This is a genomic window from Micromonospora sp. WMMD712 (assembly GCF_029581295.1).
Lineage (GTDB): Bacteria > Actinomycetota > Actinomycetes > Mycobacteriales > Micromonosporaceae > Micromonospora > Micromonospora carbonacea.
Window position 1 is genome coordinate 5,429,973 of the sequence record NZ_CP120743.1, and the last position, 13,193, is coordinate 5,443,165.

Below are 13,193 nucleotides of genomic sequence, written 5' to 3' on the forward strand. Positions count from 1 at the left end.
CGCGACGACGCGGGCCCGAGGGAGAGAATGGTGACGGTGCGGTTCTTGGCGCGGACCCTGCGCGGCCTGGAGGAGGTCGCGGCCCGCGAGGTGGCCGGGCGCGGCTGCCGGGTCGAGCACCAGCGGCACCGTGAGGTGTGGTTCCGCGCGAGCCGTCCGGAGCCGAGCCTGCTCGACCTGCGTACCGTGGACGACCTGTTCCTGCTCGCGGGGGTGACCGAGGACGCGGACCACACGAAGGCGGCCCTGGCTGCCTTCACCCGCCTGGCGCGCGACGCTCCGCTGCGGCAACTGCTCGAGGTGCGGAAGACCTACGGCTACTCCGCCCGGGCCGGGACACTCGATGTGGCGGCATCGTTCCTCGGCCGCCGCAACTACAACCGGTACGACGTCGAGGAGGCCGTCGGCCGCACCGCGGCGGCCCGGTTGGGCCTGCGCTTCCACTCCCGCCGCAACGGCGAGGCGCCGCCCGAGGGCAGCCTCTCGCTGCGGGTCACCGTCGAGGGCACCCAGGCGGCCCTGGCGGTGCGGATCGCCGACCGGCCGCTGCACCGGCGCTCCTACAAGACATCCTCCACGCCGGGCACGCTGCACCCGCCGTTGGCCGCCGCGCTGGCGTGGCAGGCCGGGATCCGCGCCGGGATGCGGGTGGTCGACCCGTGCTGCGGCACGGGCACGATCCTGCTCGAGTCCGGCGGGCTGAGTCCGGGAGCCGTCCTGCTCGGTCTGGATCACGATCCGGCCGCGGTAGGCGCGGCGGTGGCCAACGCGGCGGCACTCGACGGGGTCGGCCATGGTTCGGCAAGTGGGACGCCCGGCGTCACCTGGGCGGTCGGTGACGCCGGGCGCCTGCCACTGGGCGCCGGGACGGTGGACCGCGTGGTCAGCAATCCACCGTGGGACCGTCAGGTGCTGGCCCGCGGCGCCCTCGCGGACGATCCGGCGCGGCTCTTCCGGGAGATCCGCCGGGTGCTCGCTGCCGACGGCCTGGCCGTGTTGCTGCTGCACGAGTTCGAGGAACTGACCGGGGCGGTCGCCGCCGCCGGGCTGGGCGTCGACGACGTGCGGGTGGTCAGCCTGTTCGGCACCCATCCGGCGATGGTGACCCTGTCCGGCTGAGGCGTCAGGGCACGACCTCCAGCTGGGCCATCATCCCGAGGTACGAGTGCTCGGGGTAGTGGCAGTGGTACATGTACCGGCCGACGAAGGGCGCGTCGAAGGTGACCTGGAAGCGGACGGAGCCCTTGGGCGACACGTACACCGTGTCCTTGAGACCGGTGTCCTCCGGAGCCGGCGGCCCGCCGTTGCGCCCGAGCACCTGGAAATGCACCAGGTGCAGGTGGAAGGGATGGTCGAAGGGGTACGGATCGGTGTCGCCGTTGACGATGTTCCAGATCTCCGTGGTGCCCCGCTTGACCTGGATGTCGACCCGGTTGGGGTCGAACACCTTGCCGTCGATGAAGGCCGTCGGCGGCCGGCCGGACATGTCGAACTTCATTTCCACGGTCCGCTCTACCGTCGGCGTGCCCAGCGGCGGCAGTTCGCGCAGGCGGTCCGGCACGCGACTGGTGTCGACGACCCGGGTGGACCCCACGTCGAAGCGCAGGATCGGGTTGTCGCCGTCGAACAGGTAGACGGGGCCGCGCCCGCGGTGTTCGGCGAAGTCGATCACGATCTCGACCCGTTCACCGGAGGAGACCGCCAGCTCGGTGTGGGTGGTGGGAGCGGGAAGCAGGCCGCTGTCCGAGGCGATCCGGACCATCGGCTGGCCGCCGAGGTTGAGCCGGAAGACGTGCTTGAGGGCCGCATTGAGCAGCCGGAACCGGTAGCGGCGGGGAGCCACCTGGAAGTACGGCTGAACCTTGCCGTTGGCCAGGATCGTCGTGCGGTCGTCGGGGTTGCCGAAGACGAACGCGCCGGATTCGTCGAACTGCGCGTTGCGCAGCAGGATCGGGACGTCGTAGCGCCCCTTGGGCAGGTGCAGGTGCCGCTCGGCGGGGTCCTCGATCAGGTAGAAGCCGTGCAGGCCGCGGTAGACGTGGTCGGCCTCGTAGTCGTGGGTGTGGTCGTGGTACCACAGCGTGGCCCCGCGTTGGACGTTCGGGTAGTCGTAGACCCGCGAGCCGCCCGGCTCGATCATGTCCATCGGGTGCCCGTCACTGCTGGCCGGCACGCGGCCGCCGTGCAGGTGCACGTTCGTGTGGCTGTCCAGCCCGTTGGTGTAGGTGATCCGGACGGGGCGGTTGGTCCGCGCCCGGATCGTCGGGCCGACGAACGAGCCGCCGTAGGTGTAGGCCGGGGTGGACAGTCCCGGCAGGATCTGGACCTGGGCCGGTTCGATCGGGATCTCGTAGACGTCGACGCCGCCGGCCTGGGAGACCGGGCTCAGCTGCGGTGGCACCGGCATCGGCTCGGTGAACGGGGTGACCGTCACCGTGGTCGCGCCGACCTCGCTGACTGCCGGCAGCAGGTGATTCGCGTGCGGGCTCGCCGGCGCTGCCTCAGCGGTCGGTGAACCCTTGAACACCAGGCGGGCCGCCACGCCGGTGGCGGTGGCGGTTCCGAGGGCGAGTAGCTGTCGTCGATTGAACATGGCTGGGCACCTTAGTCAATGTGACGGGGCAGGGGACGCGTGCCGGATCTGGAAAGGCGCACCGCACGCGGTCTATGCACGCGGCCCACCTGCCATGGCGGCCTTTCGAGGCGGCGGGGTGAGTCTGGCACGAAACATCCCGCTGATCGAACCGTCAGCGGGAAGTCGTACCGGGTCCGCCAAACTCTAGTCGATTTCGTACTCTTCGTGGGCTGCGGCGGCGTCGACATCCGCGATCCTCGGGACGGTTTCCTGGCGCAACCGAGGTTGTGGGGGAATCCCTAGTCAGTTGTCAGGCACGGCTCGATAGGGTCTGATCAGGCGAGCCCAAGGTCAATGTCCGTGCCTTCGGCGGGCCCGGGGTCAGGTCGTGCGCCGCAGACGTGGCGAGGCTTGACATTCTCGGCCGAAAGGCGAACCTGCCGACGCTGACAGCGCGGAAGTCCGCGATTTCGCCGCAACCCGAAGGGGCAGGCTCAGCCATGACCATGGTGGTACGGCACCCGGCCGAGCGGGTCGAGTGCAGCCCGATCGCCCCCCGGCGCGACGCCGCTGGCGTGACGCCGGTCCCGCTCGCCCCGAGCGCTGCGCGTCTGCGGTCCGACCGGACACCGCCGGTCCACCGTGGGCAGGAGCCCCGGCGGTGATCGGCCTGCTGGGCCGGCTCCCGGGGGTGAACGCCGTGCTCGGGGCCGTCTCGAAGCAGCAGGCCGAGCCGACCCTCGACGAGGTGATGGCCGAACGTTTCCGCGAACGGACGGATCCGCGCCGGGGCGACTGGGCCTACGCGCACTTCATCGATCTGCGCGACGCGCTCGCCGAGGTGCTGGGCGACGCTTCCGGCAACTGGCTCGACTACGGTGCGGGCACGTCGCCGTACCGGAACCTGTTCACCGCGGCCGATCTGAAGACGGCCGACATCCCCGGCGGCGAGTCCTACCCGGCCGACTACGCGCTCGACCACGACGGACGCTGTCCGGCACCCGACGCGACGTTCGACGGCGTGCTGTCCACCCAGGTCCTCGAACACGTGACCGACGCGGACGCCTACCTGCGTGAGGCGCTGCGGCTGTTGCGGCCCGGGGGCCGGCTGGTGCTGTCCACCCACGGCGTGTGGGAGGAGCACGGCGGCCAGGACCTCTGGCGGTGGACGGCGGACGGCCTGGCCCGGCAGGCCGAGCTGGCCGGGTTCGCCGTCGACCGGGTGCTGAAGCTGACCTGCGGGCCGCGAGGACTGCTGCTCCTGCTGCGCTGGTACGGACGCGAGAACGGCTGGCCCGCGATCGGCCCGGTCGGGTTGGTGCTGCGCTCCCTGTGGTTGGTGGACCACCTGCTGCCCAGTTCCCTGGACACGTATCTGGATCGCGCATTCGGCGATCTCGGGAGACGCGAGGGCCCGGACGCGCCGTTCTATCTGGACCTTCTGCTCGTCGCCCGGAAACCCCACACGAAGGAGACCGCTACGTGAGTCGGACCGCATCAGCGTATGACGAGAGCGTGGTACGACAGGTGAACGCGCGGACGGACTGCCGGGTCTGCGGCGGCACGCTCCGTACGATCCTCGACCTCGGCGACCAGTATCTGCAGGGGTCCTTCGTCAAGCCCGGGACACCCGAGCCGCCGGCGGTCAAGTTCCCGCTCGAACTCACCCGCTGCGTCGGCGACTGCGGCCTCGTGCAGCTGCGGCACACCCTGCCCGCCGGTCTGCTGTACGACACCTACTGGTACCGCTCGCGCATCAACGACACCATGCGGACGCACCTCAGGGAGATCGCCGAATCCGGGGTGGCGGCACTCGGCCGGCCGCTCCGGCGGGCCCTGGACATCGGCTGCAACGACGGCACCCTGCTGCAGAACCTGCGCGGGGCCGAGCTGTGGGGGATCGACCCGTCGAACGCGACGGACGACGCGCCCGAGGGAATCACCCTGGTCCGGGACTTCTTCCCCAGCCCGGCGCTGGACGAGCACGCCGGGACGTTCGACGTCGTCACGTCGATCGCGATGTTCTACGACGTCGAGGACCCGGTGGCGTTCGCCCGCGCGGTGGAGCGGATGCTCGCTCCCGGTGGCGTCTGGGTGGTCGAGGTCGCCTATCTGCGCGAGATGCTGGCGACCACCGGGTACGACAGCATCTGCCACGAACACCTGTCGTACTACTCGCTCTCCACCCTGACCTTCATCCTGCGTCAGGCCGGGCTCGAGATCAGGCGGGCAAGCGTCAACGGGATGAACGGCGGCTCGATCTGCTGCGTCGTCACCCGGTCCACCGAGGGCGCCGACCACGCCGACGGGTCGGTGGCGGAACTCGCCGCGCAGGAGCGCGAGCTGGGACTGGACCAGAGCGGGCCGTACGAGCGGTTCGCCGACAACGTGCGGGCGCACCGCGACGAACTCGTCAAGATGCTGCATGGTCTGCGCGACAGCGGAAGCACCGTGCACGTCTACGGCGCCTCCACCAAGGGCAACACCCTCCTGCAGTACTGCGGGATCGACCGCACGCTGATCCCGTACGCCGCCGAGCGCAACCCGGACAAGGTCGGCGCGCGGACCCTCGGTACGGACATCGAGATCATCAGCGAGGCCGACTCGCGGGCCCGCCGCCCGGACCACTACCTGGTGCTGCCGTGGCACTTCCACGACGAGATCGTGGCGCGCGAGGCGGCCACCGTGGCGGCCGGAACCAAGCTGATCTTCCCGCTGCCCAGCCTGCGGGTCGTGCAGGCGTCGAGGACCGACTCGCGGGTGGGGTCGTGACCGGCTCGCTCGTCCAGCGGCTGCTCGCGGCGGCGGACGCTCCCGACCCGGGCGTGCACCTCGCGGCCGAGGATCCGGAAGCAGTGGTGGCCGTGGCCATGGCGGAGGTGGCCGGCCGGACCGTCCTCTACCCGGGCCCGGCGACGCCGCTGACCGTGCAGATCGACGTGGACGTCGCTGACGCGCGGCAGATCTCCTACCTCCTGGCGGCCGGTCCGGACGGGGGCCAGGCGCGGCCGGGCCGGACCGACGACCCGTGGGTGCGTGTCCGGTACGACCTGGCGGCGCTGGTGCGCGACGTGTTCGGGCCGGCCGGCCCGTGGACCGGTACCGGCCGGGACGTGGTGATGAAGGACGAGCCCGGCCCGGTGGAATACAAGCCCGACGACCCGTGGCTGGTACGGCGGGAGGAGGCGACCCGCGCGGCCTACCAGACTCTCCGCGCGTGCGAGCCGTACCGTGGCGACCTGGCCGCGCTGGCACTGCGGTTCGGCTCGGACAAGTGGGGCGGGCACTGGTACACCTCCCACTACGAGCGGCACCTCGGCGGGTTCCGGGACCACCGGCTGAACCTGCTGGAGATCGGCATCGGCGGCTACCACGAGCCGGACGCCGGCGGGGCCTCGTTGCGGATGTGGAAGCACTACTTCCACCGCGGCAGCGTGTACGGGCTCGACGTGTACGACAAGTCGCTGCTGGACGAGCCACGGCTCACCACGCTCCGTGGTGACCAGGCCGACCCGGCGATGCTCGCCGACCTCGCGCGGCGGCACGGCCCCTTCGACATCGTGATCGACGACGGCAGCCACGTCAGCAGCCACGTCATCACCGCGTTCCAGGCGCTCTTCCCCCACGTGCGTCCCGGCGGCGTGTACGTGATCGAGGACCTGCACACCTCGTACTGGCCGGAGTGGGGTGGAAACGGCAGCGACCTGTCCGACCCCGCCACGTCGGTCGGCTTCCTCAAGACACTCGTCGACGGTCTGCACCACCGCGATCGCCTCCACGACGGTCCGTACCAGCCGACGTACCCGGACCTGACCGTGACCGGGCTGCATCTCTACCACAATCTCGCGTTCGTCGAGAAGGGCCGCAACACCGAACAGGCCAACGCCACGTGGCGGCCGCGGAACGACCCGATGCGCGATCTGCCGAAACCGCAGCGGTCAGCGGGGGAGTGAGGACTCATGCGTGTCGTGTTGGTGACGATGGCACTGCGGGTGCCGACGGATCCGAGCCACTGGATCACGGTCCCGCCGCAGGGCTATGCCGGCATCCACTGGATCGTGGCGAACCACATGGACGGCCTGCTCGAACTCGGCCACGAGGTGTTCCTGCTCGGCGCGCCGGGCACGACGCCGGTCGCACCGGCGGTCACCGTGGTGGACGCGGGCGAGATCGAGGACATGCACGCCTGGCTGAACAGCCCTGAGGCGGCCACGATCGACGTCGTCCACGACTTCTCCTGCGGGCAGATCGATCCCGACCGGCTGCCCCGGGGCATGGCGTACCTGTCCACCCACCACCTGACCGGCAAGCCGAAGTATCCGCGCAACTGCGTGTACGCGTCGTATGCCCAACGGGCCCAGGCGGAGAACGATGTCGCGCCGGTGGTCCGCATCTCGGTGAACCAGGCGCGCTACCCGTTCCGGGCCGACAAGGACGACTACCTGCTCTACCTCGGTCGGATCTCGGAATGGAAGGGCACCTACGAGGCGGCCGCCTTCGCCAGCGCCGCCGGGCGTCGCCTCGTCGTTGCGGGCCCGTCCTGGGAAGAGGACTACCTGGCCAGGATCATGCGCGACTTCGGGGACAGCGTCGACCTCGTCGGCGAGGTGGGTGGCGACCGGCGGCTCGACCTGATCTCCCGCGCGACCGCGATGATGGTCCTGTCGCAGAGCACCATGGGGCCGTGGGGCGTGGTGTGGTGTGAGCCAGGATCGACCGTGGTGTCGGAGGCTGCGGCGTGCGGGACGCCCGTCATCGGCACGCCGAACGGATGCCTGGCCGAGATCGTGCCCGCGGTCGGCACGGTCGTGCCCGAGGGCGCGGACTTCACCGTCGAACAGGCCCGGAGCGTCGTGGCGGCGCTGCCCGGGCCGGACGCGGTCCGGGCGGCGGCGCTGGAGCGGTGGGACCACGTCGTGGTGGCCAAGGAGTTCGAGGCCATCTACCACGACGTGCTCGCCGGTCGTACCTGGACGTGACATCCGGGCCCACTGACGAATGGAGTTCTTCGTGAAGATCGAGGTCCTGCACCCGAGCTGCAACCTGGACACCGTCCGGGACGGCCGGGGCGGCATCTTCACCTGGGTGCCACCAGAGCCGATCCTGGAGTTCAACCTCATCACCATGCACCCCGGCAAGGTCCGCGGGCTGCACTACCACCCGCACTTCGTCGAATACCTGCTCTTCGTCGACGGGGAGGGGGTGCTGGTGACCAAGGACGATCCGGACGACCCCGACTGCCCGGAGGAGTTCATCCACGTCGCCCGGGGGACGTGTACGCGCACGCCCTCCGGGGTGATGCACGCGGTCTACTCGATCACGTCGCTGTCCTTCGTGGCCATGTTGACCCGACCGTGGGACGAGTGTGATCCGCCCATCGTCCAGGTGCAGCCGCTGCCGCACACCCTCGCGGCGAACGGCTGAGCGACCGGGCGGGGCGACCCGCTGGTGAACCGTTGACGATGGCCGGAGGCGCAGGTCACCGGGTTTCCACCGGGTCGCCTTCCAGCGCGTGGCGCCAGAGCGCCCCGATCGCCTCGGACAGCGTCCGCCGCGGCGTCCAGCCGAGCAGCTCACGCGCCGGCCGCAGGTCGACCCGGGTCCAGTCCTCGGCGCCTGCGGCCGGGGCCGGCAGTTCGACCACGGTGGCCGGCACCTGGCTGACGTCGACGAGCATGGCGACCAGCGTGCGCACGGACACCGACTCGCCCCGGCCGATGGCGATGGGCACGGTCGTGCCGGGCACCCGGATCGCGGCCCGGATCGCCTCGGCGACGTCGCGCACGTCCACGTAGTCGCGGCGGGCGTCCAGCGCGGTCAGCTCGATGTTCGCGTGGCCGCCACGACGTGCCGCCTCGACCAGGCTGCCGGCCACCAGGCCGAGCAGGCTGGCCGGCGGCACACCGGGGCCGGTGACGTTGGCCAGGCGCAGCACCACCGGGTCCACGGTCCCCTGCGCCGCGGCCTCCAGCACGGCCTCGGTCGCGGCGAGCTTGAACCGGTCGTACTCGCTGGCGGGTCGGGCCGACCGCTGGGCGGCGGCCCCGGGCGCGTCCGGCGCGGCGAGGCCATACTCGAGCACCGATCCGAGGTGGACGAACCGTGGCACCAACGAGGTCATCGCCAGCGCCGTCAGGATGGCCTCGGTCGCCCCGACGCAACTCGCCTCGAGGCCCCGTCCGGTCAGACCCCACTTGCCGCCCGTGGCGTTGACGATCGTCGCCGGGCGCTCGGCGGCCAGCATCGCGGCCAGCTCCCCGGGCCGTACCCCCGAGACGTCGATCGCCCGGAACCGGTACCCGGTCGTGGCCCTGGGCGGGTTTCTCGCCACGACGAGCACGTCGTGCCCCGCGGCCACGAGGTTCTTCGCGACCTGGCGCCCCAGGAAGCCGGTGCCTCCGAACACGATGACGCTGTTGTCGCTCACTCGTACCTCCTGGACGACGACCCGACCGGTCGGCGGACGGTCAATCGGGACAGAGCTCGATCCAGTGGAAGCCCGTGGCCGGCAGCGACCCGACCTCGGCGATCCGCAGACCCGCCTTGGCGCCGAGGCCGGCGAAGTCGTCCCTCGTCCGCTCCATCCCCTGACCGTTGACGAGCAGGCCCAGGTCGGTGAGGTAGGTGGTGGGGCTCTGCCCGGGCTGCACGGTGTCCGGCATCAGGTGGTCGACGAGCAGGATGCGTCCCTGTTCCGTGGCGGCGCGGGCGCAGTTGCGCAGGATCACCGCGGCATGCTCGTCGTCCCAGCCGTGGATCACGCTCTTGAGCAGGTACAGGTCGCCACCGCGCGGCACCTCCGAGAAGAAGTCACCCGTCTCGATCCGGCAGCGGGCCGTCAGACCTGCCGCTTCCAGGTTCTGCTCGGCCGCGTCGACACCGGACGGGCTGTCGAAGAGCACCCCGCCCAGCCGGGGGTGCCCGGCCAGGATCTCGACGAGCGACGTCCCGTCGCCACCGCCGACGTCGACGACCGTCCGGAACCGGCCGAAGTCGTACGCGCCGGCCAGCACCCTGGCGACTCCCCGGGTGCCCTGACTCATCGCGGCGTTGTACAGCTCGGACAGCTCCGGATGGGACGACAGGTAGCCGAAGAAGTCGATCCCGAACGCCTCGTCGAAGGCCGGGCCGCCGGTGCGCAGGCTGAACTCGAGGTTCTGCCACGCGCTCGTCATCGTCGGGTCGGTCAGCATCCGGGCCAGCGGGTACATCGATCCCGGCCGGTCGCTGCGGAACAGCGCGCCCACGGGGGTGACGGTGAACCGGCCGGGGCGGGGTTCGGCGAGCAGGTCGAGCGCGGCGAGCGCACGCAGCAGCCGCAGCATCGGACCCTCCTGGAAGCCGTACTCCGCGGCGACACCGGCCGCGTCCCGTTCCCCGTCGCCGATCGCGTCGGGCAGCCGCAGCCGGACCGCGAGCGCGACCACGTGCGTCGCCATCCCGCCGAAGACCAGCCGCAGCACGGCCGGCCACGGGGGGCTCGCAGCGCTATCCACGGCCGAGTCCCGCCCGGATCGCCCGCTCGACCGGGACGTACTGCCCGTCGGCGCGGTCCAGGTCGAACTCGCCGGTCGGTTGCAGCGAGGGCTGGGCCATGAACCGGGGGCTGGTGCCGGTGTTGGTGATCGGCGTGTGCACCAGGAACGGGTGGCAGAGGTAGGCGTCGCCCGCCCGCCCGGTGGCCATCGCGAGGGGGCGGTCCGCGCCCACGTCGCGGCAGGCGAGGTAGGTCCCCTCGGCGCCGTAGGGCGCCAGCAGGGGCGGCACGTCCAGGTGAGAACCGACCCGGATCAGCGTGGGCGCGTCACGCTCGCCGGTGTCGGAGTAGAGGAGCAGCACCAGCAGGGCCCGGCCGCGCGACACCAGGTTGCTACGGAAGATCCGGTCGTAGTCCGGCGGCACGAGCGGGAGCTCGCCCTCCCAGTCCTGACCGCTGCTCATGGCGGCCACGCCCTCGGGACTGAGGAAGCTGGCGTCGATGTGCCAGCCGTAGTCCTCGGCCTGTTCCGGATCGCGGTCCACCGGGAAACGGATCGGGAACGTCCCGACCATGTCCAGCGGTCGCCACCGGCCCGCACCGACGAGCTGGTCGTACGCCTCGACCAACGCCGGGGTGTTGGCGCTCCGCACGAACGCGTCGTCACCCCGCAGACCGAGCCGGACGACCTCCCTGGTCCAGGTCGAGCTGTCGTCGGGATCCACGTCGAGTTGCTTCCAGAGCAGATTGCGGCACTCGGCGGCGAGCGCGGCGGGGAAAGCGTTCGGCACCCGGACGAAGCCGTCGGCGACGAAGCTCTCGATCTGCTCGGCTGTCAGCATGCGCCCCTCCTCATGAAACTCCCCTGCCGGACCGGTTATATCCTGACGGCGCCGACGGTAGGCAGTTCCCGCGGAAGACTAGCGATTCCACCAGAGGTGCGGTCAGGCCCGTTGTCGGGTGATCTCGTACAGCGTGATCGAGGCGGCGACCGTCGCGTTCAGCGAACTCGCCGACCCGACCATGGGGATCCGGAGCACCACGTCGCAGTTGTTGGCCCAGAAACTGCTCATTCCGCTTGTCTCGTTGCCGACGACGACCGCGGTCGGCCCGGTGAAGTCGTGATTCCAGATGTCGGTGACCGCGTCCTCACTCGTGCCGACGATCGTCATCGCGTCGATCGTGCGCAGCCATTCCAGCACGGCGGTCGGCGTCTCGGCCCGCACCGCCGGAACGGCGAACAGCGAGCCGCGGCTGCCCCGAACCGTCTTCGGGTCGTAGAGGTCGGCCGCCCGGCCCGCGACGATCACCCCGTCGATGCCCAGCGCGTCGGCCGAGCGCAGGAGCGAGCCCACGTTGCCCGGACTGATCGGGCGGTCGAGCACCACCAGAACGCCGTTCGGGCGTACGCGGATCCGGGTGAGGTCGTCCGGAGGGATCGCGACGACGGCGATCAGCTCGGTGGTGTCCTCGTCCTTTCCCGCGAGCTCGTGCAGCAGCTCCGGGGACAGCCGGATCACCTCGTCGGCGACCTGCCCCCTGACCAGGTCACGCGCCCACTGCGATCTCAGGTTCCCCGCGTGCAGCAGCGCCCGGATCCGCCAGTGGTGCGCGATCGCCTCGTTGATCGGGCGTACGCCCTGCACCAGGAACTCACCCAGCCGGTGCCGCGTGTTCCGGTTGGTCAGCAGCGCCTCCCACTGCTGGAATCTGGCGTTGCGCCGCTCCAGCCGGGCCTCCCCGCCACGCCTCTGCGGCCCTTCTCCGATCTTGGACATGGCTGAGACCCTTCCCACGAACCCGGCTTGCGTGCCCTGCGGCGGGACAATCATGCCGGTCGTCCGCACGGGCCGGCGGGCCGGGGACAAGTGTCGGCGTCGGCCGGGGTGGCACCCGCCGTCTCCTCGGCGGCGGCCCCGAGCCCGATGCCGGCGAACGCATCGTGCCCCGTCGGCGGGAAATACCACACGAAGATCCGTTCCACATCTAGGTGGAATTCCAGACTAGTTGCGATCCGGCCATCATAGAGTCGTGGTCCGGTGGACGAAGGCCGGGGCGGCTCCGAGCTGCGGTGATGATCAACATGAATTGCGAGGAGGAGAATTCATGCGGACACCGGACATGTTCATCGGCGGTGTCGGGACGTTCATTCCGCCGCGGGTGAGCGTCGACTGGGCGGTCGCCCGGGGCCTCTATTCGGCCGAGGACGCCGAGGCGCACGAACTCGTCGGCGTCGCGGTCGCGGGCGACATGCCTCCCCCCGAGATGGCGCTCCGGGCCGCACAGCAGGCGGTCAAGCGGTGGGGCGGGTCGCCGAAGGAGTTCGACCTGCTGCTGTACGCCAGCACCTGGCACCAGGGACCGGACGGCTGGCCGCCGCAGTCGTACCTGCAACGGCATCTGGTGGGCGGCGACCTGCTCGCCCTGGAGATCCGGCAGGGCTGCAACGGTCTGTTCAGCGCGATGGAGCTCGCCGCCAGCTACCTCACCGCCGTACCGGAACGCACGAGCGCCCTGCTCGTCGCGGCGGACAACTACGGCACGCCGCTGATCGACCGCTGGTCGATGGGACCCGGCTTCATCGGTGGCGACGCCGCCTCGGCCATCGTGCTGACCAGACAACCGGGGTTCGCCCGGCTGCGTTCGGTGTGCACGCGGACGATGACGACCGCCGAAGCCCTGCACCGCGGCGACGAGCCGCTGTTCCCGCCCAGCATCACGGTCGGCCGCACCACGGACTTCAGCGCCCGGATCGGCCAGCAGTTCGCCAGCCGCAGCCCGGCGGCCGCAGCCATGGCCGACGTACCGCAGCGGGTCGTCGAATTGGTCGACCAGGCGCTGGCGGAGGCCGAGATCGGGATCGGCGACATCGCCCGGGTCGGGTTCATGAACTACTCCCGCGAGGTGGTCGAGCAGCGGGTGATGACGATGTGGGACCTGCCGATGTCGCGCTCGACCTGGGAGTACGGTCGCGGGATCGGGCACTGCGGCGCCAGCGACACCATCCTGTCCTTCGATCATCTGGTGCGCACGGGGGAGCTCCGGCCCGGCGACCACATGTTGATGCTGGGCACCGCACCCGGCGTCGTGCTGTCCTGTGTCATCGTCCAGGTCCTCGAATCGCCAGCCTGGACGAAGTGA

At 70.8% G+C, this 13,193-nt stretch carries 12 protein-coding genes; 7 read left to right on the forward strand and 5 right to left on the reverse strand.

What is annotated here, in order from left to right; all coding sequences use genetic code 11:
- Positions 1–27 precede the first annotated feature (27 nt).
- Positions 28–1,119 carry a methyltransferase domain-containing protein gene (locus tag O7633_RS23680; RefSeq protein WP_282323967.1) on the forward strand — a complete coding sequence of 364 codons (1,092 nt, stop codon included), beginning with the start codon at positions 28–30 and terminating at the stop codon, positions 1,117–1,119.
- A 4-nt stretch (positions 1,120–1,123) separates the two neighbouring features.
- On the opposite strand, the gene O7633_RS23685 is transcribed toward O7633_RS23680, so the two are convergent.
- Entirely contained in the window at positions 1,124–2,593 is a 1,470-nt protein-coding gene (locus O7633_RS23685; protein ID WP_282323968.1) for a multicopper oxidase domain-containing protein, read from the reverse strand.
- 643 nt (positions 2,594–3,236) lie between these two features.
- Between O7633_RS23685 and O7633_RS23690 the strand changes: the two genes are divergently transcribed.
- Genes O7633_RS23690 through O7633_RS23710 form a run of 5 tightly spaced genes read left to right on the forward strand, consistent with a single transcriptional unit; the run spans position 3,237 to position 7,999 of the window.
- Positions 3,237–4,061, forward strand: a complete 825-nt coding sequence (locus O7633_RS23690) for a class I SAM-dependent methyltransferase (RefSeq protein ID WP_178063222.1) — start codon at positions 3,237–3,239, stop codon at positions 4,059–4,061.
- 41 nt (positions 4,062–4,102) lie between these two features.
- On the forward strand, positions 4,103–5,347 hold the full coding sequence (locus O7633_RS23695) for a class I SAM-dependent methyltransferase (protein WP_282323969.1): 1,245 nt from the start codon (positions 4,103–4,105) through the stop codon (positions 5,345–5,347).
- Positions 5,344–6,528, forward strand: a complete 1,185-nt coding sequence (locus O7633_RS23700; RefSeq protein ID WP_282323970.1) for a class I SAM-dependent methyltransferase — start codon at positions 5,344–5,346, stop codon at positions 6,526–6,528. The genes O7633_RS23695 and O7633_RS23700 overlap by 4 nt, the downstream gene beginning before the upstream one ends.
- Before the next feature lie 6 nt (positions 6,529–6,534).
- Positions 6,535–7,554: a glycosyltransferase gene (locus O7633_RS23705; RefSeq protein WP_074476991.1), complete on the forward strand. Its 1,020-nt coding sequence runs from the start codon at positions 6,535–6,537 to the stop codon at positions 7,552–7,554.
- Positions 7,555–7,585: 31 nt separating this feature from the next.
- Positions 7,586–7,999 (forward strand): hypothetical protein, encoded by a 414-nt coding sequence (locus tag O7633_RS23710; RefSeq protein ID WP_282323971.1) that lies wholly within the window; start codon positions 7,586–7,588, stop codon positions 7,997–7,999.
- Between the two features lie 55 nt (positions 8,000–8,054).
- On the opposite strand, the gene O7633_RS23715 is transcribed toward O7633_RS23710, so the two are convergent.
- The 4 genes from O7633_RS23715 to O7633_RS23730 all read right to left on the reverse strand — a co-directional run bounded on the left by O7633_RS23715 (position 8,055) and on the right by O7633_RS23730 (position 11,830).
- Positions 8,055–9,002 carry an NAD(P)-dependent oxidoreductase gene (locus O7633_RS23715; RefSeq protein ID WP_282323972.1) on the reverse strand — a complete coding sequence of 316 codons (948 nt, stop codon included), beginning with the start codon at positions 9,000–9,002 and terminating at the stop codon, positions 8,055–8,057.
- A gap of 40 nt (positions 9,003–9,042) precedes the next feature.
- Entirely contained in the window at positions 9,043–10,071 is a 1,029-nt protein-coding gene (locus O7633_RS23720) for a methyltransferase (protein ID WP_282323973.1), read from the reverse strand.
- The gene (locus O7633_RS23725; protein WP_282323974.1) at positions 10,064–10,894 is read right to left on the reverse strand and encodes a phytanoyl-CoA dioxygenase; all 831 of its coding nucleotides are present in this window, start codon (positions 10,892–10,894) and stop codon (positions 10,064–10,066) included. Before O7633_RS23725 ends, O7633_RS23720 begins: the two co-directional genes overlap by 8 nt.
- Positions 10,895–10,996: 102 nt before the next feature.
- Positions 10,997–11,830, reverse strand: coding sequence for a TrmH family RNA methyltransferase (locus O7633_RS23730; RefSeq protein ID WP_282323975.1), 834 nt, complete (start codon positions 11,828–11,830; stop codon positions 10,997–10,999).
- A gap of 328 nt (positions 11,831–12,158) precedes the next feature.
- Between O7633_RS23730 and O7633_RS23735 the strand changes: the two genes are divergently transcribed.
- Positions 12,159–13,193: a ketoacyl-ACP synthase III family protein gene (locus O7633_RS23735; RefSeq protein ID WP_282323976.1), complete on the forward strand. Its 1,035-nt coding sequence runs from the start codon at positions 12,159–12,161 to the stop codon at positions 13,191–13,193.